The organism is Enterobacter sp. 2VL (assembly GCF_005503595.1).
In the GTDB taxonomy this organism is placed as follows: domain Bacteria; phylum Pseudomonadota; class Gammaproteobacteria; order Enterobacterales; family Enterobacteriaceae; genus Enterobacter; species Enterobacter cancerogenus.
Map to the genome: position 1 here is coordinate 41,554 of NZ_SCNE01000011.1, position 22,869 is coordinate 64,422.

Below are 22,869 nucleotides of genomic sequence, written 5' to 3' on the forward strand. Positions count from 1 at the left end.
GTGAAGTCCTTTTATTTTTATCCGTGCAGGGGATGCATCTTTTTCCAGTTCAGCAGCGCATCGCGCGTGACCCGTTTGCCATAAAACGTGTTGATGCGACGGCCTTTCTCCGCGCCCCGGTGCCAGAGTCCGCGGGCAATTTGATGAGGGAAAATCTCCTCGCGCAGAAGGTGGAACATGGCTTCAGCGTGGCCAAACGGCGCGATAAAATCGCGAAACCACATCCGATCGCCGTTACACCAGTCCTCTTCCGGGAGAACAACCGGCGATTGGGTGAGATAGCGGTGTTCGGCTTCTTCACTCATCCATGCCCAGCTCATGAAAAAGACCGGGCGGCCTTTCTCCTCGACCAGCACGTACTGCTGGCGTTTAATAATGGGCAGCAGTACCACGGGCAGGACGTGCAGCGGCGCGTCACGGTGGTTGAGTGAATGCATCCAGAGCCAGACCGACGCGCCAAGCACTTCTGCTTCATTCAGCGTCACGGCGTGGAGTAGCGGACAATGAACCGTCAAATCGCCATAGCGCATGGTTAAAAATCCATATTCAGGTTGAAGCCGAAGGTCGCCGGGCTGGTTTTAAAGCCGTCAGGACGGGAGAACGGCACGCCGGCGAAGGCGTCGTATCCCACCTTCCAGAGCGCACCGCGCAGGCCGGCTGCGCCACCGGCCAGATGATTGCCCGTGAGGTACTCTGTTCCCTTGCCTGCAACCTCGCCGTAGTCGGCAGCCAGATAAAATTCACTTCCCGCAAGCGGGGTCTGCCAGGAGAGATCGTTTCGCACCAGCCAGCCGCAGTCGGCGTTAAGCGTGCGTTCGCCGTCAAAGCCGCGCACCGTCCAGCGCCCGCCAATGGAGAACTGATCCTGTGAGGTGAGCGGCGTGTTGCTGGTCTGACGCTGCCAGGCCACGTCGTAGCGGAAGTGCTGTGTACTCAGTTCAAACGGCAGGCTCAGGCGTGCATCGGTGCGAAGAATGCGGCTTAGCGCCGTGGCTTCTTCGAACACCTCCTCGGGGGCGGGCTGGGCGCCAAACCACCGCGTGCCGCGCTGATAGCTGATACCCGCATCGAGCGTGGCTGGGCCAATGTAGTGACGATGCTGAAGCCCGGCCTTCCAGGAGGATACGTGACGGCGCTGAACCTCAACCTCGGTGTCATTGATGTAGTTCTGCGTTGTCCGGCTCTCTACGTCCCAGGTGAACGTGGTTTTCTGCGCGCTGCTGCGGTGCAGAACGCGGCTGGCCTGCGCCACCAGGCTCTGACTTTTACCGCTGTAACGAATATCGCCGTTTAGCCCCGCCACGGTCTGGTGATAGTGGTAATCGCTGCCTGTGACTGAAAATGCCCACCAGCCCACGGGGACAGACCAGTGGGCGCTAAGGTTCTGGTTGCCTTTTTCCGGCCCGGTCTGGAGGTCATGATTAATGGAAAACCAGAAGAGATCGCTCAGCGCCAGCGGGTTATCCAGCGAGAGCGTTAGCCCACCCTGATAGCGGCCTGTTGATGAGGTGCCTGAATCATCAAGCGACAGACCCAGCCGCCAGAACTTGCTCTGCTGGCGGGTGATCACAATATCACTCTCGCCCGGCTGTTCCGCCGGAACGATATCCATCTCGACCTGAACGGTGGGCAGACGCTGGAGGTTCTCCAGCCCCTGTTCGATATCCCGTAAATCCAGCAGATTACCGTCATGCGCCGGAAAGGCGCTGTAAAGCCACAGCCAGCGGCTGCTGTTGTCGGTTAATGAGACGTGGCGGATTTTCCCTGGGATGACGGTCAGCGCTAAATGCCCGCTTTTTACATCCTGCGCGGGTGCCAGCACGCGTGCTGTCGTCCAGCCATGGGCGATAAGCCGGTTTTGCAGCAGGCTCATGACGTGGTTAATACCCTGTGCGCCCAGGCATTTACCCACGGCCTGATTGGCAATGCGCTGTAGCGGCACCCAGTGCGGGAGCGTGTCATGTCCAGCCAACGTGACATCATGGATCGTAAAGCAGGGCGTTTCGGCGGCGAACTCCCCGCTATCGTCACGTTTCGCAGAGGTTTGCAGACGAACGTCGGGTGTTTGTGGCGTCAGCTGGGTTTCCAGCGCCTGTTGACGATGCTGTTGCAGGATAAATTGCTCGTCGCCCGGTGCGGCGGCGGCGGCGGAAGAGAGGCAGAGAAAAACGCAGCTAAACGAAAAGCGCGTGAGGGGCGCTAAGAATCGAAATTCCATTTCGACATATTCCCTTGCAGTTTGTCATGTTTTGTTAAGGCGGGAATAGTGGCGAAGAAAGGTCGATTTATCTACGTAAGGAGGGGTAAACGAAATCCGAAAATGGAGCGAAATGGCTGGGAATTAGTGCGGAAACGGAACGTGGCTCGCAAAAGTACGAGCCACTACAGGAGATTACTCCCCTTCGCCCGGGAACAGGAACGGGTTGATAGAGCTACGGGCAAAGCCCTCCTGCTCCATTTTGGCGTCCAGGATCAGCGAGGCGAGATCGTCCGCCACGGCTTCGACTTTCGGGTCTTTTTCCTGATACAGAATCTTCAGGTACGTCCCGCAGTCGCCGCAGCTTTCGGCTTTCACCGCCGCGTCTTCATTTTCCAGCGACCAGTAGTTGAGATCGCGGGTCTGCTCGCAGTTGCTGCATTTGATGCGTACCACGTGCCACTCGGTTTCACACAGGTTGCAATGCAGGTAGCGCAGCCCCTGGGTGGTACCGATCTGCACCATGCTGGTGACCGGCATTGAGCCGCACACCGGGCAGAACTGACGCGCTTCGCCGTATTCGGCGCGGGCTTTGCCTGGGATCAGGCTTGCCATTTGTGCCCAGTAGAGCGACAGCGCAGCCCAGATAAACGGCGCTTTGTCGCTGCTGACCTGCGAGAAGTCGGAAGCAAACAGCGCGCTCGCCATCTCTTCCAGCTCCATGTCAGAGGCTTTTTCCAGGTTTTCAATCACCGCCAGCGCGGTGCCGCTCATCTCCGGCTTCAGCTCGGCAATCAGCGAATGCAGCAGCCTGTGCCAGTGTTTATCACGCGGCAGCACGTGAATATCCAGCGGCGGTTTGCCCTGCGCATTGGCTTCTTTAATGCGCGCGGTCAGGTCGATTTGCAGCGGGTGGTCGTACAGCACCACTTCCTGCGCGTGCGCGATGAGCGCGGCAAAACGCAGAAAATCGCCCAGCGGGTTATTCTCTGCCAGCTCGCGCAGACGCTCTGCGCGGCGGTTATAGAGGTTCTTGAGTCTGGGGAATAACAACGGCGGAATGTAATCCGCCGTGCGTTTCTCGCTCGAACCCAGCTCATCTTGCGGGATTATGCGAATACTCATTCAGATGACTTTTCCTGTTTCTGGCGGACTTCACGGTACCAGCGCGGGTGATGTTTCTTCGCCCACGTCTTTGTAACCCATCCTTCCACCATCGCGGTAATGGTGCCTTTAACCCAAAGGGCGGCGTAAATATGCACCATGATAACCACAATTAACGCCACTGCGGCAAATGAATGCAACATCAGCGCGAATCGGATCACCGGGATTGAGAAAGCAGGCGCAAAATACGGACGCCAGATGATCACGCCGCTGACCAGCAACAGGACCAGGAAGATAATCGCCGCCCAGAATACGCATTTCTGGCCGAAGTTATAACGCCCGGTGTCACCCACTTCCTCGTTGACGACGATCTTACGAATATTCTTCGCCCAAAAGATATCATCCCGATTGATTAGATTATGGTGCCAGTATCGGAAAAACATGATGATGAACGACGCGAACATGATGACGCCAACAAACGGGTGCAGTATACGCGCCAGCTGCGGTGTCCCCATGATCTGCATCAGCCAGTTGAAGGACGGGAAGAAGAATCCCAGCCCGCTTATCGCCGCCAGCATGAAGCAGAAGGCGGTGACCCAGTGGTTGATGCGTTCCGGCGCGGTATAGCGCACGATGGTGTCACGTCTTTTCATTTGCGCACCTCGTCTTTCTCTTCATGCAGGTTATCGTCTTCCTCTTCCGCACGGTTCGGACCGACACCGACATAGTGGAAGATGCTCGCGGCGAAGGTAGCAGCAAAACCGACCGCTGCCAGCGGTTTCCAGATGCCTTTCCAGAACTTCACGGTAGCGCTGATTTCCGGATTCTCCGGCAGGCCGTGATACAGATTCGGCTTGTCGGCGTGGTGCAGTACGTACATGACGTGCGTCCCACCCACTCCGGACGGATCGTACAGGCCTGCGTTATCGTAACCACGGGTTTTCAGCTCGCCCACGCGTTCTGCCGCCAGTGTTTTCATATCCTCTTTGGAGCCAAAGTGGATTGCACCGGTCGGGCAGGTCTTCACGCATGCCGGTTCCTGGCCGACGTTCACGCGGTCAACGCACAGCGTACATTTATAGACGCGGTTGTCTTCCGGGTTCAGACGCGGCACGTCGAACGGACAGCCCGCAATGCAGTAGCCGCAGCCAATGCACTGCTCGGACTGGAAGTCGACGATGCCGTTAGCATACTGAATGATCGCCCCTTCCGACGGGCACGCCTTCAGGCAGCCCGGGTCCGCGCAGTGCATACAGCCGTCTTTGCGGATCAGCCATTCCAGCTTGTCGTTCTGCTCCACTTCCGAGAAACGCATCACCGTCCAGGACTTGGCGGTCAGATCCGCCGGGTTATCGTACACCCCGACGTTGTGACCCACTTCGTCACGGATGTCGTTCCACTCGGAACAGGCCACCTGACAGGCTTTACAGCCGATACAGGTGGTCACGTCGATAAGCTTCGCCACTTCCTGCTGGTGGTCCCGCGCCTGAGGCGCGGGCGTGAAACTGTTAGTCGCGGAACGACGGATAATGTCTTGAGATTGATAAGCCATAGGTCGTCTCCGTTACACCTTTTCCACGTTCACGAGGAAGGCCTTAAACTCCGGCGTCTGCGTGTTCGCATCACCGACGAACGGCGTCAGGGTGTTCGCAATAAACCCTTTCTTCGCCACGCCCTCGTAACCCCAGTGAATCGGGATGCCGATGGTATCCACTTCCTGACCGTGAACGTTCAGCGTGCGAATACGCTTGGTCACCACCGCCTTGGCCTTGATATAGCCGCGGTTGGAGGAGACTTTCACGGTGTCGCCATGGGTGATGCCGAGCTTGTTCGCCAGCTTCTCGCCGATCTCCACAAACTGCTCCGGCTGCGCAATGGCGTTCAGCAGCGCGTGCTTGGTCCAGTAGTGGAAGTGCTCGGTCAGACGGTAAGTGGTGCCCACGTACGGGAACTTGTCTTTTTTACCCAGCGCTTCAAAGTCGCCTTTGAAGATACGCGCGGCCGGGTTAGAGACCACGTTCGGGTGCAGCGGGTTGGTGCCCAGCGGCGTTTCAAACGGCTCGTAGTGTTCCGGGAACGGACCTTCCGCCATCTTATCGATAGCGAACAGACGCCCCATCCCTTCAGGCTGCATGATAAACGGCCCGACATCGCTGCCTGGTGCTGCGGTGCTGTAGTCCGGTATATCCACGCCGCCCCACTTCGCGCCGTCCCACTTCAGCAACTGACGCTTCGGATCCCACGGATTACCCTGCGGGTCTGCGGAGGCACGGTTATAGAGGATGCGGCGGTTCAACGGCCACGACCAGGCCCAGCCCAGCGTATTGCCGAGGCCCGACGGGTCGGCGTTATCGCGGTTGGCCATCTGGTTGCCTTTTGGCGTCCAGCTCCCGGCAAAGATCCAGCAGCCGCTGGACGTCGTGCCGTCGTCGCGCAGGTGCGCGAAGGTACTGAGCTGATCGCCTTTCTTCGCCAGCACGGCGCCGGTCGCCGGGTCGATAACGTCTGCCAGCGCCTTACCGTTGCTCTCCATCGCCACTTCTTCCGGCGACGGGTTCTCCGGCGTCGAGTAGTTCCAGGTCATGTTCAGCACCGGTTCCGGGTTCGCACCGCCTTCAGCAGCGTACATCTTACGCATGCGCAAGAAGATACCGGCCAGGATCTCGCCGTCGTTCATGGCGATGCCCGGGGCGTCCGCGCCTTTCCAGTGCCACTGCAGCCAGCGTCCGGAGTTGACGATAGAACCGTTCTCTTCCGCAAAACAGGTAGACGGCAGGCGGAACACTTCGGTCTGGATCTTCGACGGATCGACGTCGTTCGATTCACCGTGGTTTTGCCAGAAGGTTGACGTCTCGGTGTTGAGCGGGTCAATCGTCACCAGGAATTTCAGCTTCGACAGCGACTCAACAACCTTGTTTTTGTTCGGGAACGAGGCGACCGGGTTAAAGCCCTGGCATAAGTAGCCGTTGACCTTGCCCTGGTGCATCATCTCGAAGTACTGAAGGACGTCGTAGCCTTTGTCCCACTTCGGCAGCCAGTCAAAGCCCCAGCTGTTTTCCGCCGTCGCTTTATCGCCGAAGAACGCCTTCATCATCGAGACGAAGAACTTCGGATAGTTGCCCCAGTAGTTCACCTGTCCTTCGAGCAGCGGTTTTGGCGTGCTGGCCGTCAGGTAGGTTTGCAGATCCGTCTGTTTTTCGCTTGGCAGGTTCATATAACCGGTCAGGCTCTGCGACAGCAGGCCGAGGTCGGTCAGGCCCTGAATGTTGGAGTGACCGCGCAGGGCGTTCACGCCGCCGCCTGCCATTCCCATATTGCCGAGCAGGAGCTGAACCATCGCCATGGTACGGATGTTCTGCGCGCCGATGGAGTGCTGCGTCCAGCCGAGTGCGTACAGGAACGACGCGGTTTTGTCTTTCGCGCTGGTTTCGGCGATCAGCTCGCACACCTTCAGGAAGTCCGCTTTCGGCGTTCCGCAGATGTTTTCGACCACCTCTGGCGTATAGCGGGAGACGTGCTCTTTCAGCAGGTTCCACACGCAACGCGGGTGTTGCAGGGTCTTATCGCGCTTGGCAAAGCCGTTCTCATCAAGCTCGTAGTTCCAGCTGGTTTTGTCGTATTTGCGTTTTTCGGCGTCGTAACCGCTGAACAGGCCATCTTCGAAGTGGTAATCCTCACGCACGATCAGGCTGGCGTTGGTATAGGCTTCGGTGTACTCGCGGTTATATTTTTCGTTGGTCATCAGGTACAGCAATACGCCTGACAGGAAAGTGATGTCAGTACCTGAACGAATAGGGGTGTAGAAATCCGCCACTGACGCTGTACGCGTAAAGCGGGGATCGATCACAATCAATTTCGCGCCGTTATGGATTTTGGCTTCCATCGCCCAGCGGAACCCGACAGGGTGCGCTTCAGCGGCGTTACCGCCCATCACCACGACAAGGTTGGCGTTCTTGATGTCGACCCAGTGGTTGGTCATCGCACCGCGACCAAATGTTGGAGCAAGACTTGCTACCGTTGGTCCGTGTCAGACACGCGCCTGGTTGTCGACCGCGAGCATACCGAGTGCGCGCGTGAATTTCTGGGTTAAATAGCCGGTTTCGTTGCTGGAGGCAGATGCGCACAGCATACCGGTAGAGAGCCAGCGGTTAACCGTTACGCCCTCGGCGTTCTGAGGAATAAAGTTGGCATCGCGATCTTCTTTCATCAGTTTTGCGATGCGGTCAAACGCCTCTTCCCAGCTGATTTGCTGCCATTTGTCGGAGCCGGGCGCGCGATATTCTGGGTATTTGAGGCGGCTTTCTGAATGGATAAAGTCCACCAGACCGGCCCCTTTCGGGCATAACGCACCACGGTTGACCGGGTGATCCGGGTCGCCTTCGATGTGGAAGATAGATGCTTTGGCGTTTTTTGCACCGTCGCCGAGGCTATACATCAACAGCCCACAGCCGACGGAGCAATACGTGCAGGTGTTACGGGTTTCGCGGGTGCGCAGCAGTTTGTACTGCCGTGTTTCCGCCAGCGCTACGCCCGGGGCAAAGCCCAGCGCCGCTGCCGTAGTGCCTGCCATACCGCCAGCGCAGATCTTAAAGAACTGCCTTCTGCTGACCTGCATGGGTCACTCCTTCGTTAATTTCGACATTGCTTTATTGTTTTGCTTTGCGGTCAAAAAATCGCCGCAAAGGTGAAAATTTGCGTTAATCCCGCAGTTCCACGAGGGATATCGTCAGAATACCACAATGTCGGTAAGCCTGTTTCAATAGCGTTAAAACAAAGTGAGCGTATTATCACTGTATTGATTATAAATTGTGATATATGTCACATGGCACCCGATTTATGTTAAAGAGGTGTAGCCGCGCCTGCATTGCGCCTCTCCCTAATGAGTAGGTAAACTGACGGGCAATGGGTGATGAAAAGTTGATCCATACTATGCGTAAGGCCTGCCGTTTGTGATGCAATAGCAGGCTCACTTCTGTGGTTGTTCAGGAATACCGTTGTGTTTAAACAAAACCGTGCTGCCCACGCGTTACCACTGCCTGCTGGCACTGTGGAACGGTCGGTACACAGACCGCCCCACATAACCCATGCCACGCCCGATTATCTGGCGGAAGAAGTACCCGTTGCCCTGGTGTACAACGGAATTTCGCATGTGGTGATGATGGCCTCCCCGAAAGATCTCGAGCTGTTCGCCATTGGGTTTTCCCTGTCGGAAGGCATTATTGCGCGTCCGCAGGATATCTATGGCATGGACGTGGTGCAGGCCTGTAACGGGCTGGAAGTCCAGATCGAGCTTTCCAGCCGCCGCTTTATGGGGCTGAAAGAGCGCCGTCGCGCGCTGGCCGGGCGCACCGGTTGCGGGGTGTGTGGCGTTGAACAACTCAACGATATCGGCAAGCCCATCGCGCCGCTGCCGTTCACCCAAACGTTCGATTTGGCGCACCTTGATAGGGCGCTGGAGCAACTGAACACAGTCCAGCCCATCGGGCAACTGAGCGGCTGTACGCATGCGGCGGCCTGGGTGTTGCCGTGCGGAACAATTGCGGGTGGACATGAAGACGTGGGCCGCCACGTGGCGCTGGACAAGCTGTTGGGCCGTCGGGCGCGCGAAAGCGACGTCTGGCAGCAGGGCGCCGCGCTGGTCTCAAGCCGGGCAAGCTATGAGATGGTGCAGAAAGCGGCGATGTGCGGCGTGGAAATTCTGTTTGCCGTATCGGCGGCCACTACGCTGGCAGTGGAAGTGGCGGAGCGCTGCAACCTGACGCTGGTGGGGTTCTGCAAGCCGGGAAGAGCCACAATCTATACCCATGAACAGCGACTACTTGTTAATCAATAAATTTGAATAATGTGAGCAAATCCTTCCGCTTTTAGTTGGTCGGGATGAGGTCTATTATTTATCTCATCAAGGCACGGTGCCTTACCTAAACAACTTAATGAAAGGGTTTAAACACATGAACAGCATCAAAACTTTTGTCGCAGTTATCGCTCTGGCTACCTCTTTTGGTTCATTCGCAGCACAATCCGTGACGGCTACCGCCTCTACGCTTGATGGTGCAGAAGCTAAAATCGCCGCACAGGCTCAGGAAGCGGGCGCGTCCTCTTACAAAATCACCCAGGCGTTCACCGGTAACCGCGTACACATGACGGCAGAACTGAACAAATAAGCCGTACAGCCGCTGTCCCAGGCTCTTCGGAGCCGGGACAGGTTCCCTCTCTCAGTGCAGTAACGCAATAAATCCCTCGTAATGCCCCACGCTCTCAATCCGCTGCGACGAATGGCGGCTTAACACGCTCGCTAAAAAGCTAAAAATTTTCAGCTCTTGTCGATTCTCCGCGCTGGCACAGGCGATAAGCACATGCATAACGCTTTCACCGTTCACCCGAATCGCGCGTTCAAGCGTAATAAAATATCCCCGAAAGGGGCGTTGCACCTCGCTCCAGCAGTGGGGGATCGCCACATGATTCACCACCAGATTCTCGCCTTCCCGCTCGCGCTGACAGATGCGCAGGGCTTCATCCTGCGTAATAGCGGTTTTCACAAACAGCTGCGTGGTGACGGCGGCGATGACCTCGTCCCAGCTTTCGTCCGGGCCGTTCGTATAATGAAATGAACCTTCAGGTGGGAAAAAACGGTCGGGCTGCTGGCGGATAAACGCCGACGCGAGAAAATCTTTAATCTGCTCGATACCCGCCGCGGTAATGATATTGCGGATAGGCAGCACGTCTCGCTGGCTGTCATCCAGCAAATAGTGGCTGTTATTCACAATCAGGGCTGGCTGGCATTCGTCCTGAACTGCCGCCAGCGCCTCGGGCGTGAGCACCACCACCACCCGGCAGTTCATCACCTCCCGTTCTATGGCCATTTTATTGATGGTCGCAATGGCGTTTTGATCGGCAAGTAAAACGATTGGCGTCCATTCGCTATGGTGCCGCTCAAGCGCGCAGGCAAAATAGAGGCCAGGGAGATCGCTGTCGATAAGCGGTATATCCATTACCTTTCGCAGCTGATTGATAAATTTCACGCTCATATCAAACGCCGCAGGCCAGGCCGCTTTGAGATGATTCATCGAGCCAGGCCGGCTTTCGGGAAACCAGTTTGGCATGGCAACGCATCTTTTCAGATGCGCGGTCAGTTCGTCCGTGAGCTGCGCATCAATCGCCTGCGGCTGGACGGGGGAGGCCAGGGTGGTGAGGTGGTCCGCGACGTACTGCGGGGTTATCGCATTTGCACTGTGCTGTAAGCGGTCCAGCCTGCGGGACAACACGCTCAGGACGTCAGGCCCCGGCCAAAGCCCCGCCTGTTCACAGCACGCTTCAAGCGCGTCCGTGTCAGGGCAACCGGCCGAAAGAATCGGGTGCTGGCGCAGCGCGTAAACGGCCAGGAGGACGCTGACCAGATAGTCGCCATGAATATCCGGCCACGCCGTGAGCATCTGGCAGCGTGCGTGCAGCCTGCCCAGGACCGCCGGGTTTATGCCCGGCAGCGGGTAGACCAGCGGATCTTTTTTGAAGAGGTTCGCCAGCAGGATAATGCGTTTGTCCTGATCGACGTCGACGAAGTACCCGGCGCCTGGCCTGCTGGCAAGGGTAAAGGCGCGCGCGTATCGCTGGCGGAGTCGCGGCAGGCGTTCCGCAATCCAGGCATCGGGAAGATTAAGCGCATCCGCCAGCTGCGCCCGGGTCGTGACCGGGCGGATCAGCAGCAACGCCAGCAACCGGTCATCATTATCATGACGCTGTAAAAGCTGGAAATACTGTTTCCTGTCAATGATATCCAGCTGATACACCGCGCTGCCGGAGGCGCTGATCCGCGCCTTGCCGCCGAGGGTAAAATTGATGTAGTCGATATCCCGCAGGATGGTGCGGGCGGAAACGCCGGTTTGCTGCGCCAGCGTGCCCGGCGCGGCGGGCTGTGACTCCAGCGCATTGAGTAAGGCCAACTGGCGTTCGTTGAGCATGACCGATCCTTAGCGAAAATCCGTGAGCGCGGCGACCTGCCTGTCATCCAGCGACATCAGCAGGTTATGCACCATCTTCAGCGCCGCGTCATAATCCTTTTCAGCGATCATACCGCTGTTGGCGTGCAGATAACGTGTCGGCAAGCAAAGTGCGACGACTGGCCGGCCGCCGCCCATCACGTTATAACGCCCGCCATCGGTCGCGCCGGTTTTCATGGTGCTGAACTGCAGCGGTGCTTGCGCGTTTTCCGCGCTCTGTTTGAGTAAAGCAAGCAGCTTCTGATTAGCAAAATAGCGTTTATCGAACAGCATCACGCCGGGGCCGTGGCCGACTTTCAGCGGATATTTCACGCCGTCGATGCCGGGAACATCGCCCGCGACGGCGGTATCAAGCACGATCACCACGTCGGGTTTGACGCACTCTGCGGAGGTTTGCGCCCCGCGTAAACCAACCTCCTCCTCGACGCTGCCCACGCCGTACAGGCGGATGTTAGGGTTATTGACGCCGATCAGCAATTCGGCCATCAGGGCGCAGCCCACGCGGTTATCCAGCGCTTTGGCGACGATTTTGTCCTCTCCCCAGCGGGCAAAGTTGGCCTCGGGGCTGACAAAATCACCCATCCGAATGCCGAGTTTTTCCACCTCTTCGCGGCTGTTCGCGCCAATATCGATAAACATATCCTCAATATTCATCGGCTGCTGCTTTTGCTTTTCGCTCAGCGCATGGGGCGCAACGGACCCGATAATGCCCGGGATTTTCTTGCCTTCGCGGGTGCGGAGGGTGACCCGATGGTTAAGCATTGACTGGCTCCACCAGCCGCCGACGGTGTCAAACCGAATAAACCCCGCCTCGGTGATGTGGGTGACCATAAAGCCCACTTCGTCCATATGCCCGACGATAGCCACTTTGGGCCCGCGTGAACCTTTGCGGGCGATGACGCTGCCCAGCCCGTCGAAGGTGATTTCGTCGGCATGGTGGTGCAGGGCGTCGATCAGAATGGTGCGGACTTCCTGCTCATCGCCGCTGACCGCGCTGGCATCGCAGAGCGATTTCAGTAACTCAATGTTCATGTGCAACCTCCGGACGGGCGGCTTTACGCTTCAGCCACCAGCCCTTTAACACGATTATTAACGTAATGTTTATTGCCAGACCGATGCCCAGCACCAGATAGAACGCGCCCGCCGGAGACATCAGGCCAATCAGCGGGTCAAACACGCCCAGCCCCGGTGCGAGACGCTGGAGGCCAAACGAGAGGGTCAGCATGCCCGCAATGCCGCCGCTGAGGGTATTCGCGGTAAGCATCGGCAGCGGCGCCGCCAGCGCGTAGGGGATTGCCGGTTCGGTGGCTACGGTTGCACCCACCACGATGGCGCTGCTGGCTGCCGCTTTCTCCTGCTGGGTGAAAAGCCCGGGAGCAAGATAGGTTGCGATGCCCGCCGCGACGGGCGGCATCAGCGCGACCACGCCGACGATGGCGTACCAGTCGTAGATGTGTTTTTCCAGTAGCGAGAAGCAGAAAAACCACGCGGTTTTATTGACCGGGCCGCCCATGTCAAACGCCAGCATCGCGCCCACGAGGAACGCTGCGCCAAGCTTCATCGACGGCGGAATGGTATTGAGGAGGTGCAGCAGGCCGCCCATCAGATCGGACATCAACGGGCCGATCGCGTAGTAAGTCAGCACACCGAAGACGAGAAGCGTCACAAACGGGATCAGCATAGAGCCGAGCAGCGGCTGCAGCGCCTTGCCGAGCCTGAGCTTGCGAAACCACAGCACGAAATAGCCGATAGCCAGTCCCAGCACGACCGCCCCGAGGAAACCCGCCCCGGACTGCGTGCCGAGCAGCCCTTTATCGTTCGCCAGATAACACACCAGAAAAGCCGGAGCGAACGCCGGTTTATCGCCAATCGACAGGGCGATGTACGCGCCCATAATCGGGATCATAAAGGTAAAGCCGAGATAACCGATGGACTCCACCACCCAGGCAAACGAAGGCGTACCTTTCGCCATATCGGTATAGGGCAGGCCAAGCTGGACAAGCATATTAGCGAGTGCCACCAGAATACCGCCGCCAATCACAAACGGCAGCGCGGCTGAGACGCCCGCCATCAGGTGGCTCATCACGCTGCCTTTCTGCACATCCTGTTTGCCCAGCTTTACGGCGCTATCGGCAGTGAACCGCTGCGATTGCGTGGATAAGTTGTTAAAAATAGCGTCGATATTCTTCAGCGCGTGTGAAATCGGGATCTGGAAAACCTGTTTCCCGGCAAAACGGGCGCGATCGTCGGCGCTAAGCCCACGACCGGTTGCCAGAATCACGTAGTCCGCTTCACGGATCGCCTCATCGCTCAGATGATTTTCCACCCCGCTGGAACCCTGGGTCTCAACCTGAATGGTATGCCCTAAAGCACGCGCCTTTCGCTCCAGCGCCTCGGCCACCATATAGGTGTGCGCAATGCCTGCCGGACAGTTAGTAATGGCGACAAGCCGTAACGTCGTTTCCATCGCTCGCTCCTATTCGCCCAATGTCTGGTTGAGCAGCGCCAGGATCTGGTGCCGATCGCCCTGCTTGAGCTGTGAAATAAACGCCGGATGAATGATCTTCCGGCACAGGGTGCCAATCATTTTCACCTGCCCGTCTTCCCCCTGTTGCGGCACGCCAAGGCAGATCCAGCAGGTTACCGCTTCGCCGTCGCTGGCTTTCCAGTCGACGCCCGAGGCGTTACGCGCAAACAGCACGAAGGGCTGCTTCACCGCAGGGCTTTTGCCGTGGGGTACGGCGACACCCGAGCCAAAACCGGTGGAGTGCAGCTTTTCGCGCAACAGAAGCGTTTGTAAGAACGCGCCGCGGTCGCTGACGAAGCCATTTTGCCAGGCCATGTCCGCCAGCGTTTTGAGGATGGAATAGGGGGTGTTGCCATGGATATTGAGGTCGATACAGTCGGCTGTCAGGTGCGCCATCGTGTCACTCCGTTGAGAATTGCGTGACCTGATTCTACGGGGGCGGCGGCAGGAGGCTGAGCGTGAAAATGTCAGCCGGGCGTGACAAGACAGCACCGAACGGAAGCGAAAAAATGTGGGCGAGGCCACATACCGGAGAGGATTGATTTTCCTGACGAATATGACATCGTCAGGAAGGGAGGGGGATTAATGAATACCGGCCAGCCGCAGCAGTGCCGTCACGATTGCCGCCGCGATAATCACCACGATCAGCGGCATTTTTCGCCAGGCTAAAAACACCGCAAAGGCCACGCCGAGCACGCGAGCCATGCCGGCGAAATGCTCCCCTTCATAGAAGGTGGTCGCCAGCGCCACGGAAAAAAGCAGCACCGTCGCCGCATCCGACAGCAGCGCCTGAGAGCGTTCGGACAATGCCAGCCGACTGCCAAGCTTCGCCCCGCCAAGGCGCATGAGGTAGGTTCCCGCCGAGAGAATGGCGATGCCAAGAATAAATAGCGTCATGTTTTCCATTATTTTTTCCTCGCGGCGAGGCCCAGTAACGAGAGCAGTACCGGCAAGCCGACCGGGGCAAACGGCACGGCGGCCAGCGACAGCACCGCGCCGCTACAGGCGCGGATAAGCGTGGTGCGGTTTTTAAACGCCGGTACCACTAACGCCAGCAAAATGGCGGGGAAAACCGCGTCCAGGCCGATGGTTTCCGGGTCCGGCAGCAGTTTGCCGACCATCGCCCCCAGCAACGCGCCAAGCGGCCAGATGATGGCCACGCCCAGGCCGCACAGCCAGTAGGCGGCTTTACGCTGCTCGGGCGTGTTTTGCGACAGCCCAAACACCACGCTTTCGTCATTCATGATGTGGCAGCCCAGGAAGCTCAGGCCGCGTTTGCCGACCAGCTCGCGCACCGTGACGCCAAACGGAACGTGGCGGGCGTTAACCAGTAATCCCGCCGCCGCGGCCGCCAGCGGGTTACCGCCGCTCGCCACAATGCCGATAAACATAAACTCGGATGCACCCGCCAGCACGGTGAGTGACAGGACAAAGGGCACCCAGAGCGGAAACCCGTACGCCATCGCCAGCGATCCATAAGACATGCCGACGACGCCAACCGCCAGGCAGACCAGAACGATCGCTTTTATCGTGTCGCCTTTGAGGCAGGAGAGAGGATGCGTCATACAATTTTAGCCATATCGAACGTATTTCCATTATAATGAACGGATCAACGATGTTTTACAAGATGAACGAATCGTTCGTTTTAACAGAGTATAGGGCCGTTTATGACGCAGCCAATCAGCGTGATCGCCAAAAGTCTGGTGCGAGAACGCCTGCGAACCGGGCACTCACTGGCGGAAATTGCCCGCCGTGCCGGGATCGCGAAATCCACGCTTTCGCAGCTTGAGTCCGGCAACGGCAACCCGAGCCTGGAAACGCTCTGGTCGCTTTGCGTGGCGCTGGATATTCCCTTTGCCCGTCTGCTGGAGCCGCAGCTGCCCACGACGCAGGTGATCCGTCGGGGAGAAGGAACCAAGGTGATTGCCGGGCAGGCCAACTATGAAGCCATATTGCTGGCGGCATGCCCGCCGGGGGCGCGGCGTGATATCTATTTGCTGCTCACCCAGCCTGGCGCAGACCGCATTTCCCAGCCGCATCCGCCGGGATCGGTAGAGCACATTATCGTGACCCAGGGTCGCGCGAAAGTGGGGCTACTGGATAACCCGGAGGAGTTGGGGGAAGGGGACTACATCTGTTACCCGGCAGACCTGCCGCATATCTTTAAGGCGCTGGAGCCGGACACGCACGCGCTGCTGGTGGCGGAACAAAATTAACGATCACGTCGTTAAAAGCCATGGACAAATCGCCTGGGCTGTTTGCCACCACCGCCAGCAGCCCCGTGCCGCCTCATCTTCATGCCGTGGCGCGTTCGTTCCACGCGTCGCTATGCTGGATATTGCCGTCAACAATGCGCCAGGTAATTTTCTCATACTGCAAGCTGACGCTTTCGACGTGATTGATTTTATCGTTGGCTGCGATTTTCACGTTTGGCACGCTACAGTTAACGCCGGTTACCTTTACGTTCTCCATAAACACGGTGTAATAACACACCTCCTGACCTGCATCGTTGATGTGATAGAACTTAATTTCTGCGCTTTTCAGCGCCTGGCCGGTGGCAGCGGCTTTATAAAGATAGGGAGTAGAACTATCCACTTCCTTTTCGATTCTCATTGAAGAGTGCTGACGCGTACCGGTGATTGCCCCATTAGCGCTGTCTACCGGCAAATTGACGCCATGACTCAGCCCGATAATCTCAATGCTTCCTTCGCGGTCTTTGACATCTACTGAGCCTTTGATATCTGCACCGCCATCGTCTTTGAGCCACATATAGGGAGGAATTGGCATGTTATGTGTTCCTTATTTTTTTGAGTAACTTCATTGTTAAGAGATAGAGGGGCGCTGTAATGAGTAGAATGGCCATCAGCCCAATGTAGGTATAAACCTCATAAAGAGCATCCTGACCTATCTCACCCGCCCCATAAAATACTTCACCGATCCGGTGTGCTAATTCATAGTCAAACCAACCTTCAGCGGGGCCCAGAGTACGCCCTACGGGGAAAGACAAAGCGATAAAGTAAATCGTCTTCGCAACCCTACGTACAAGTTTTGGTAAAGCCACCGTCAATCACCTCTACCCAACCTCGGGCCATAAGGGAACGCATACAAGGTATTTGCATTTGCGTTGTGTTCATCAATGCATCTCTTATTATCCCGTAATCGGAGTTATGGGCGATAGTGATGCAGCCCTCGGAGATAGTCCCAGGGTGGAGCCTGAATAGACCTCGCTGAACGTGCTCAACCCACGTTCCATCGTCTATGCCGAAGTCATCCCTGTATAACGCAAACCACTCATCGCGGTTAAACTCTGCGCCGTAAAAATACCGATTGACGAGATCTTGCGATTTCGCTTTCAACGCGGAGGCGAAGCCGCCGTTCCCACGCTCAATGATCCAGTATTTGCCTGGTGGCAATGGACCTTGGGTGGGGATGGCTGCGCAACTGGCATTATTTCGGTAGGTACCCTGCCCGGAGTGAGCCATAAAAACCCCGACCCCATACAGGTTAAAGGGCGCATAATCTGCACCATTAAGTATCAACGTTCCGTGTAAGGCCATATTTACCCACCTCTTATTACACCCATCAACACTACTGCCATTACAGAGGCCGAAAATGTCATCCTCATCTCGTCCTTGTCATGTGCCTGTTCGCTTAAGCGTATGCCCGATGCCGTTTAAGAAGGTAAAGGCTGATCATATTTACGCCCTATCGATGCCTTTTTGAGACATTGACCAGGCATTTTTTAACCAAATTAAGGGGAGTGAATGAAAACTCGAGAAAAGTGCCGTATGACTACCGGCTCTGTCAGCAAGACAGCGAAGAAAGTGAATAACGGTTTGTCCCTTATTCCACGCGGGAACGATGCAATTACCGTCTTATGACGCTGCCGCGAAGGCGGCAGCGTAAAACGCATTATTCCAGGTAAAACACCTCTATCAACTCCGCGCTCACCGGGCTGTTGTCCGGGTTCGACGGCATAACCTCGCGCATGTGTTTCCACCAGCGTTGGCAGACGTCGGTACTTGCTACCGCGTTCCAGCGCGCTTCGGATTCAATCTCTACGGTTGCGAACAGCAGGTGGCGTTCCTTGTCGAGATAGATGGCGTAATGGTGCGCGCCGTGGTCTTTCAGCACAGCTTCCAGCTCTGGCCAGATGGGATTGTGGCGGCGCGCGTACTCTTCGTGCGCGTCCGGGTTAACCTGCATGACAAACGCTTTGCGGATCATAATGCCTCCAGGTACAGCTCGCGGACCTCATCGCGGCTGGCGGTTCGCGGGTTGCAAGGTGCGCACGGGTCGGCGAGGGCTTTATCCAGCCAGCCTTCGATGTCCGCTTTGGTTACGCCGAGCTGGCTAAAGCCGGACGGAATGCCGACGCGGGTACTCAGATCGCGAATCGCCTGAATGGCTGACATACTTGCTGCTTCATCGCTCATCCCGCGCGTATCGACACCCATCGCCTGCGCCACGCGGGCAAAGCGCGCCACCGCGTTCGGGCGGTTAAAGTTTTCGATGATCGGCAGCAGGATGGCGTTACACACGCCGTGCGGCAGGTTGTGCGTCGCGCCCGGTTGATGCGCCAGGGCGTGAACCAGACCCAGACCGGCGCTGTTAAACGCCATGCCCGCAAGATACTGCCCGAACGCCATCTGCTCGCGGGCTTCAAGGTTATGGCCCTCGTCGACCACTTTCGGCAGCCACAGGGTGATCAGGCGAATCGCTTCCAGCGCGTTGGCGTCGGTGAGCGGGTGCGCACCTACGGAAACGTAGGCTTCGATGGCGTGGGTCAGGGCGTCCATCCCCGTCGCGGCGGTGACGGAAGCCGGAATATCAAGCATCACGCTGGCGTCGTCCACGGCAATATCCGGGATGATGTTCGGATCGATAATCACCTCTTTCACCTGACGCGCGGAATCAATAATTACCGCGTTGCTGGTCATCTCCGCCGCCGTACCGGCGGTGGTATTGATCGCTACCAGCGGCACGCCCGCGTTTTTCACCTTGCCGACGCCGGAGTAGGCGGTGGACGGGCCGGGGTTAGCGGTCAGAATTTTGATCGCCTTAGCGGTATCGATCGGGCTGCCGCCGCCGAAGGCGATCAGGTAATCACACTCCGCGTCGCGGAATGCCGCAAACCCCTGTTGCACCAGCGCTTCCGTTGGGTTCGGGAACACCTCATCAAACAGGTGATACGACATCTCGTGGGCATCCAGTGCGGTAAACAGGCTGTCGAGCAGGCCGAGTTTAACCAGCTGGCCGTCGGTGACAATCAGCGCTTTTCCCCACTGCTTGTTCGCCACCAGGTTGACCATATCGCCGATTGCGCCCGCGCCGTGCAGGCTGATTTTAGGAAGCGCCAACATAAAGCTCATGATAATTCTCCTTAATTACTGTGATTTTTATGCCCGGCGGCGCTGCGCTTGCGCGGGCCTGCGATCCGCAGACCGGGTAAACGTAGTGCCACCCGGCTATGGAATCCGTCTTCGCTGCATCATCCGTCGCGTGATAATCGGCAGTGAAATCACCACGATCAGCATTGCGCCGACGATCACTGACATCACGATGCCGGGCACGTTTAGCAGGCTCAGGCCAAAGGTCACCAGCCCCATCAGGAAGGCGGCGATGATCACGCCGACCATGCTGCCGGACCCGCCTAAAATATTGACGCCGCCGAGCACCGCCATCGTCACCACCGCCAGTTCCCAGCCCATCGCAATCGTCGGGCGCGTGCTGCCCAGGCGCGAGGTGAGCAGCACCGAGGCGAGGCCCGCCATCAGCCCCACCAGCGCAAACAGGATCAGGTTGTGGCGTTTAACGTTGATCCCGGCATACCACGCGCCGGTCGGGTTATTGCCGATGGCGTACGTGCGGCGACCAAAGTTGGTGCGGTGCAGCACAAAGGCAAACACGGCTGCCAGCACGATAAACAGCGCAAACTCAAACGACAGCGCGCCCCAGACGTAGCCTTGCCCCAGCCACGCGAAGCTCTCCGGGTAGCTGTTCAGCGCCTGATCACCCAGCAGGATGTAGGTGATCCCGCGGTACAGGCTCATGGTGCCGATGGTGATGACGATGGACGACAGGTTAAAGCGCGTCACCAGAATGCCGTTGAACAGCCCGCACAGCAGCCCGACGCCTAATCCCACGCACACCAGCAGGGGCGTATCCATGCCCGCCGCCGCGCAAAAACCCATCGCCGTAGAGCTGAGCGCGATGGTCGAGGCCACCGACAGGTCAATCTCACGGGCGATAATTAGCATCGCCATCGGCAGGACGATGATCGCCTTCTCGGTGAAGTTGAACGTCGCGTCGGAGAGGTTCCAGACGTTGAGGAAGTAAGGCGAGGCGAGGGCGTTGCCCACGAACACCGCCAGCGTAACGGCCAGCAGGAAACCTTCCCAGCACAGCAGGCGCTGGAGCAGGCCCGGCGCAGCAGGCACGTTTTTGATCTCTTCAGTGGTCATCATTTTGCTCATGATTTCACCGCCAGTTTCTGACGCGCCAGCGCCGCGTCGCGCAGGATCAGCCTGCCTTTACGTTTGTTGCCGCGTTCGTTGAGCAGCACCGCAATGACGATCACCGTGCCGGAAATCGCCATTTGCCAGAACGGCGAGACGCCGATTACCGGCAGGGCGTTATTGATGACGCCGAGGAACAGCGCGCCGAACAGACAGCCGAGCACGCGCCCGGTGCCGCCCATGGTGCTGATCCCACCAATCACACAGGCTGCCACGACCTGCAGCTCAAAACCGTTAGCCACGTCGACATACGCAACGGCAAAGCGGGAGATCCACAGATAGCCGCAGAAGCCAGCCAGCAGGCCGGAAAGGCAGAAGCTGACGAACTGCATTTTTCCGACGTTGATCCCGGTGTAATACGCTGCGGTAGCGTTGCCGCCTGCGGTATACAGCGCGCGGCCGGTGCGGCTGTAGCGCAGGAAGTAGCCCACCAGCAGCAGCGCGGCAACGGCGCACCAGCTTAGCACCGGCAGGCCCAACACCGCCGCGCGCGGCAGGCCGAGGAAGTCCGCGCTCATCTGGTTGGCGTTGACCCAGCCGCCGCCGGAAAGCAGAAAGATAATTCCGCGATAAATGCTCATGGTGCCGAGGGTGACCACAATCGCCGGAATACCCAGTTTCCACACCAGCAGGCCGTTAATCATCCCCATTACCAGCCCGAGCGCGCTTGCCAGCATCAGTAGCCCCCAGACGGGCACGTCCGGGTAGTGGAAGTTAATCAGCGCGACGATCATCCCGGTTAGCGCCAGGTTGGCCGCCATGGAGAGGTCGATGCCTTTGGTCAGCAGCACCATCATCTGCCCGAGGGCGAGAACGATCAGAATCGACGTGTCATTGAATATCTCCACCAGGTTGCCCGGCGCGAGAAACGACGGCACGCGGCTGCCGATGGCGACAATCATCAGCACAATGACCGCGCCCAGCAGGGCTTCACGGTGTTTCATCAGTGAGTTAAGCATCACGCCGCCTCCTGTTTTACACCGCTGGCGGCGCTGACGATGGTTTCCGCCGTCGCGTCGCCCGCCTGATATTCGGCCACCATCAGCCCTTCGTGCATCACGATGATGCGGTCCGCCATGCCCATCACTTCCGGCAGTTCGGACGAGACCATAATCACCGCCAGCCCCTGACCCACCAGTTCAGACATAAACTGATGAACGGCGGCTTTTGAGCCGATATCGATGCCTTTAGTCGGCTCATCGAGGATGATCACGTCAGGATGCGTCGCCAGCCACTTGCCGATCACCACCTTTTGCTGGTTGCCGCCGGAGAGGGTTTCCACCGCCTGTTTCCAGCTAAAGGCTTTGACCTGCAGGCGGGTGGCGTATTCGTCAGCCAGTCGCCATTCGCGGTCGTCATGCAATACGCCGTTCGGGTTAAGTTTGCCGAGCTGCGGCAGACTGATGTTCTGCGCAATCGGCAGCGCGATAATCGCCCCCTGTTTCTGGCGTTCTTCCGGCACGCAGACAATGCCGGCGTTGATGGCGTCCGCCGGCTGGCGGAAATGCTGCGTTTTACCGTTAAGCACAATTTCGCCCGAGGATGGACGGGTGATGCCGGAAAGCGCCTGCATCAGCTCGGTACGCCCCGCGCCGACCAGCCCGTAAAAACCGAGGATCTCGCCCTTGCGCAGGGAGAATGAGATATTGGCGAACTCGGTCGGGTGGCAAAGATTTTTCACCTCCAGCACCGTCTCGCCTTTTTCGCAGTCGACTTTCGGGAAGGTCTGGGTAATGGCCCGCCCGACCATCATCGACACCATCCGCTCTTCGGTGATCGTGTTTATCGATCCTTCCCCGACAAACACGCCGTCGCGCAAAATGGTGTAGTGATCCGCCAGCTCAAAAATCTCGTCGAACTTGTGGGAGATAAACAGGATCGCTTTTCCCTCCTGCTTCAGGCGCTCCACTATCTGATAGAACTCGAGGATTTCATGCTGCGACAGCGCGGCGGTCGGTTCATCAAGGATCACCACCTGCGCCTCAAACGACAGCGCGCGGGCGATGGCGACCATATGACGCTGGGCGATGCTCAGGGTTTTCAGCGTTGCGCGCGGGTCGATCTGCACTTCCAGACGCGTGAGGATAGCCTGCGCCCGACGGTGCATCGCCGGCCAGTCGAGGGTGTTGAAAACGCCTTTACAGAGATACTGGCCGACAAAAATATTTTCGGTGACCGACAGTTCATCGAACAGCACCGTTTCCTGATGAATGGCGGTAATGCCGATCTTGTGCGCCGATTCCGGCGTCGGGAGGTGTACAGGGATGGCCTTATAGAGGATTTCGCCCTCGTCAGGCTGATAAATGCCGGTCATCACTTTGACCAGCGTCGATTTTCCCGCGCCGTTTTCGCCGATAAGCGCGGTCACTTTGCCGGGCCACAGCGCAAGCTGCACGTTCTCAAGGGCGCGCACGCCGGGGAAGACCTTGGTGATGCCCGAAAGCTGTAGCAATGGGGTCATGATAGTTCTCCGTTAGATCCCCTCTCCCCTCGGGAGAGGGTTAGGGTGAGGGGAGATGCGGCCTGATG

At 57.9% G+C, this 22,869-nt stretch carries 23 protein-coding genes; 3 read left to right on the plus strand and 20 right to left on the minus strand.

The window, feature by feature from the left end:
* Positions 1-17 precede the first annotated feature (17 nt).
* From FFS28_RS19480 to fdnG, 6 genes are all read right to left on the minus strand, one after another.
* On the minus strand, positions 18-530 hold the full coding sequence (locus FFS28_RS19480; RefSeq protein ID WP_137903755.1) for a toxin-activating lysine-acyltransferase: 513 nt from the start codon (positions 528-530) through the stop codon (positions 18-20).
* Between the two features lie 2 nt (positions 531-532).
* Positions 533-2,218, minus strand: a complete 1,686-nt coding sequence (locus FFS28_RS19485; protein WP_137903756.1) for a ShlB/FhaC/HecB family hemolysin secretion/activation protein — start codon at positions 2,216-2,218, stop codon at positions 533-535.
* 174 nt (positions 2,219-2,392) lie between these two features.
* On the minus strand, positions 2,393-3,322 hold the full coding sequence (gene fdhE / locus FFS28_RS19490) for a formate dehydrogenase accessory protein FdhE (RefSeq protein WP_137903757.1): 930 nt from the start codon (positions 3,320-3,322) through the stop codon (positions 2,393-2,395).
* On the minus strand, positions 3,319-3,954 hold the full coding sequence (gene fdoI, locus FFS28_RS19495) for a formate dehydrogenase cytochrome b556 subunit (protein ID WP_006179126.1): 636 nt from the start codon (positions 3,952-3,954) through the stop codon (positions 3,319-3,321). The genes fdhE and fdoI overlap by 4 nt, the downstream gene beginning before the upstream one ends.
* A complete protein-coding gene (fdxH, locus tag FFS28_RS19500; protein WP_006179127.1) occupies positions 3,951-4,853 on the minus strand; it encodes a formate dehydrogenase subunit beta in 903 nt (300 codons plus the stop codon). The genes fdoI and fdxH overlap by 4 nt, the downstream gene beginning before the upstream one ends.
* Before the next feature lie 12 nt (positions 4,854-4,865).
* Entirely contained in the window at positions 4,866-7,916 is a 3,051-nt protein-coding gene (gene fdnG / locus FFS28_RS19505) for a formate dehydrogenase-N subunit alpha (RefSeq protein WP_088209362.1), read from the minus strand.
* A gap of 381 nt (positions 7,917-8,297) precedes the next feature.
* On the opposite strand from fdnG, the gene fdhD reads away from it, so the two are divergent.
* Together fdhD and FFS28_RS19515 are read left to right on the plus strand one after the other, a co-directional pair.
* A complete protein-coding gene (gene fdhD / locus FFS28_RS19510; protein ID WP_042322655.1) occupies positions 8,298-9,134 on the plus strand; it encodes a formate dehydrogenase accessory sulfurtransferase FdhD in 837 nt (278 codons plus the stop codon).
* Between the two features lie 115 nt (positions 9,135-9,249).
* Positions 9,250-9,462 (plus strand): YdgH/BhsA/McbA family protein, encoded by a 213-nt coding sequence (locus FFS28_RS19515; protein ID WP_102892110.1) that lies wholly within the window; start codon positions 9,250-9,252, stop codon positions 9,460-9,462.
* 51 nt (positions 9,463-9,513) lie between these two features.
* Here FFS28_RS19515 and FFS28_RS19520 read toward each other — a convergent pair whose 3' ends face one another.
* From FFS28_RS19520 to FFS28_RS19545, 6 genes are all read right to left on the minus strand, one after another.
* On the minus strand, positions 9,514-11,256 hold the full coding sequence (locus FFS28_RS19520; protein WP_137903758.1) for a putative frv operon regulatory protein: 1,743 nt from the start codon (positions 11,254-11,256) through the stop codon (positions 9,514-9,516).
* A gap of 9 nt (positions 11,257-11,265) precedes the next feature.
* Positions 11,266-12,327, minus strand: coding sequence for an aminopeptidase (locus tag FFS28_RS19525; RefSeq protein ID WP_137903759.1), 1,062 nt, complete (start codon positions 12,325-12,327; stop codon positions 11,266-11,268).
* The gene (locus FFS28_RS19530) at positions 12,317-13,762 is read right to left on the minus strand and encodes a PTS fructose-like transporter subunit IIBC (protein WP_137903760.1); all 1,446 of its coding nucleotides are present in this window, start codon (positions 13,760-13,762) and stop codon (positions 12,317-12,319) included. The genes FFS28_RS19525 and FFS28_RS19530 overlap by 11 nt, the downstream gene beginning before the upstream one ends.
* Positions 13,763-13,771: 9 nt before the next feature.
* Positions 13,772-14,218 (minus strand): PTS fructose transporter subunit IIA, encoded by a 447-nt coding sequence (locus FFS28_RS19535; RefSeq protein ID WP_137903761.1) that lies wholly within the window; start codon positions 14,216-14,218, stop codon positions 13,772-13,774.
* A gap of 186 nt (positions 14,219-14,404) precedes the next feature.
* The gene (locus FFS28_RS19540; RefSeq protein WP_006179137.1) at positions 14,405-14,728 is read right to left on the minus strand and encodes an AzlD domain-containing protein; all 324 of its coding nucleotides are present in this window, start codon (positions 14,726-14,728) and stop codon (positions 14,405-14,407) included.
* Positions 14,728-15,387 carry an AzlC family ABC transporter permease gene (locus FFS28_RS19545; protein WP_006179138.1) on the minus strand — a complete coding sequence of 220 codons (660 nt, stop codon included), beginning with the start codon at positions 15,385-15,387 and terminating at the stop codon, positions 14,728-14,730. The genes FFS28_RS19540 and FFS28_RS19545 overlap by 1 nt, the downstream gene beginning before the upstream one ends.
* 102 nt (positions 15,388-15,489) lie before the next feature.
* Between FFS28_RS19545 and FFS28_RS19550 the strand changes: the two genes are divergently transcribed.
* A complete protein-coding gene (locus tag FFS28_RS19550; protein WP_137903762.1) occupies positions 15,490-16,038 on the plus strand; it encodes a helix-turn-helix domain-containing protein in 549 nt (182 codons plus the stop codon).
* 79 nt (positions 16,039-16,117) lie between these two features.
* Here FFS28_RS19550 and FFS28_RS19555 read toward each other — a convergent pair whose 3' ends face one another.
* From FFS28_RS19555 to FFS28_RS19590, 8 genes are all read right to left on the minus strand, one after another.
* Complete coding sequence (locus FFS28_RS19555; RefSeq protein WP_042322658.1) at positions 16,118-16,609, minus strand: Hcp family type VI secretion system effector; 492 nt, start codon at positions 16,607-16,609, stop codon at positions 16,118-16,120.
* A gap of 1 nt (position 16,610) precedes the next feature.
* Positions 16,611-16,883, minus strand: a complete 273-nt coding sequence (locus FFS28_RS19560; RefSeq protein ID WP_137903763.1) for a hypothetical protein — start codon at positions 16,881-16,883, stop codon at positions 16,611-16,613.
* Positions 16,858-17,379, minus strand: a complete 522-nt coding sequence (locus FFS28_RS19565; RefSeq protein WP_137903764.1) for a DUF2778 domain-containing protein — start codon at positions 17,377-17,379, stop codon at positions 16,858-16,860. The genes FFS28_RS19560 and FFS28_RS19565 overlap by 26 nt, the downstream gene beginning before the upstream one ends.
* A 355-nt stretch (positions 17,380-17,734) precedes the next feature.
* Positions 17,735-18,049, minus strand: a complete 315-nt coding sequence (gene rhaM, locus FFS28_RS19570) for an L-rhamnose mutarotase (protein ID WP_137903765.1) — start codon at positions 18,047-18,049, stop codon at positions 17,735-17,737.
* Entirely contained in the window at positions 18,046-19,194 is a 1,149-nt protein-coding gene (gene fucO, locus FFS28_RS19575) for a lactaldehyde reductase (protein ID WP_137903766.1), read from the minus strand. The genes rhaM and fucO overlap by 4 nt, the downstream gene beginning before the upstream one ends.
* Positions 19,195-19,290: 96 nt before the next feature.
* A complete protein-coding gene (locus FFS28_RS19580; protein WP_006179145.1) occupies positions 19,291-20,298 on the minus strand; it encodes an ABC transporter permease in 1,008 nt (335 codons plus the stop codon).
* A complete protein-coding gene (locus tag FFS28_RS19585) occupies positions 20,295-21,299 on the minus strand; it encodes an ABC transporter permease (RefSeq protein WP_006179146.1) in 1,005 nt (334 codons plus the stop codon). The genes FFS28_RS19580 and FFS28_RS19585 overlap by 4 nt, the downstream gene beginning before the upstream one ends.
* A complete protein-coding gene (locus tag FFS28_RS19590) occupies positions 21,299-22,801 on the minus strand; it encodes a sugar ABC transporter ATP-binding protein (RefSeq protein WP_137903767.1) in 1,503 nt (500 codons plus the stop codon). The genes FFS28_RS19585 and FFS28_RS19590 overlap by 1 nt, the downstream gene beginning before the upstream one ends.
* Between the last annotated feature and the right edge of the window lie 68 nt (positions 22,802-22,869).

Excerpts from the sequence above, each read along its gene's own strand:
- FFS28_RS19545 (WP_006179138.1), bottom strand. The coding sequence starts at position 15,387 with ATGACGCATCCTCTCTCCTGCCTCAAAGGCGACACGATAAAAGCGATC.
- FFS28_RS19590 (WP_137903767.1), bottom strand. The coding sequence starts at position 22,801 with ATGACCCCATTGCTACAGCTTTCGGGCATCACCAAGGTCTTCCCCGGC.
- FFS28_RS19565 (WP_137903764.1), bottom strand. The coding sequence starts at position 17,379 with ATGGCCTTACACGGAACGTTGATACTTAATGGTGCAGATTATGCGCCC.
- rhaM (WP_137903765.1), bottom strand. The coding sequence starts at position 18,049 with ATGATCCGCAAAGCGTTTGTCATGCAGGTTAACCCGGACGCGCACGAA.
- FFS28_RS19530 (WP_137903760.1), bottom strand. The coding sequence starts at position 13,762 with ATGGAAACGACGTTACGGCTTGTCGCCATTACTAACTGTCCGGCAGGC.
- FFS28_RS19540 (WP_006179137.1), bottom strand. The coding sequence starts at position 14,728 with ATGGAAAACATGACGCTATTTATTCTTGGCATCGCCATTCTCTCGGCG.
- FFS28_RS19525 (WP_137903759.1), bottom strand. The coding sequence starts at position 12,327 with ATGAACATTGAGTTACTGAAATCGCTCTGCGATGCCAGCGCGGTCAGC.
- FFS28_RS19555 (WP_042322658.1), bottom strand. The coding sequence starts at position 16,609 with ATGCCAATTCCTCCCTATATGTGGCTCAAAGACGATGGCGGTGCAGAT.
- fucO (WP_137903766.1), bottom strand. The coding sequence starts at position 19,194 with ATGAGCTTTATGTTGGCGCTTCCTAAAATCAGCCTGCACGGCGCGGGC.
- FFS28_RS19485 (WP_137903756.1), bottom strand. The coding sequence starts at position 2,218 with ATGGAATTTCGATTCTTAGCGCCCCTCACGCGCTTTTCGTTTAGCTGC.
- fdhE (WP_137903757.1), bottom strand. The coding sequence starts at position 3,322 with ATGAGTATTCGCATAATCCCGCAAGATGAGCTGGGTTCGAGCGAGAAA.
- FFS28_RS19515 (WP_102892110.1), top strand. The coding sequence starts at position 9,250 with ATGAACAGCATCAAAACTTTTGTCGCAGTTATCGCTCTGGCTACCTCT.
- FFS28_RS19585 (WP_006179146.1), bottom strand. The coding sequence starts at position 21,299 with ATGCTTAACTCACTGATGAAACACCGTGAAGCCCTGCTGGGCGCGGTC.
- FFS28_RS19580 (WP_006179145.1), bottom strand. The coding sequence starts at position 20,298 with ATGAGCAAAATGATGACCACTGAAGAGATCAAAAACGTGCCTGCTGCG.
- FFS28_RS19550 (WP_137903762.1), top strand. The coding sequence starts at position 15,490 with ATGACGCAGCCAATCAGCGTGATCGCCAAAAGTCTGGTGCGAGAACGC.
- fdoI (WP_006179126.1), bottom strand. The coding sequence starts at position 3,954 with ATGAAAAGACGTGACACCATCGTGCGCTATACCGCGCCGGAACGCATC.
- FFS28_RS19535 (WP_137903761.1), bottom strand. The coding sequence starts at position 14,218 with ATGGCGCACCTGACAGCCGACTGTATCGACCTCAATATCCATGGCAAC.
- fdxH (WP_006179127.1), bottom strand. The coding sequence starts at position 4,853 with ATGGCTTATCAATCTCAAGACATTATCCGTCGTTCCGCGACTAACAGT.
- FFS28_RS19520 (WP_137903758.1), bottom strand. The coding sequence starts at position 11,256 with ATGCTCAACGAACGCCAGTTGGCCTTACTCAATGCGCTGGAGTCACAG.
- FFS28_RS19480 (WP_137903755.1), bottom strand. The coding sequence starts at position 530 with ATGCGCTATGGCGATTTGACGGTTCATTGTCCGCTACTCCACGCCGTG.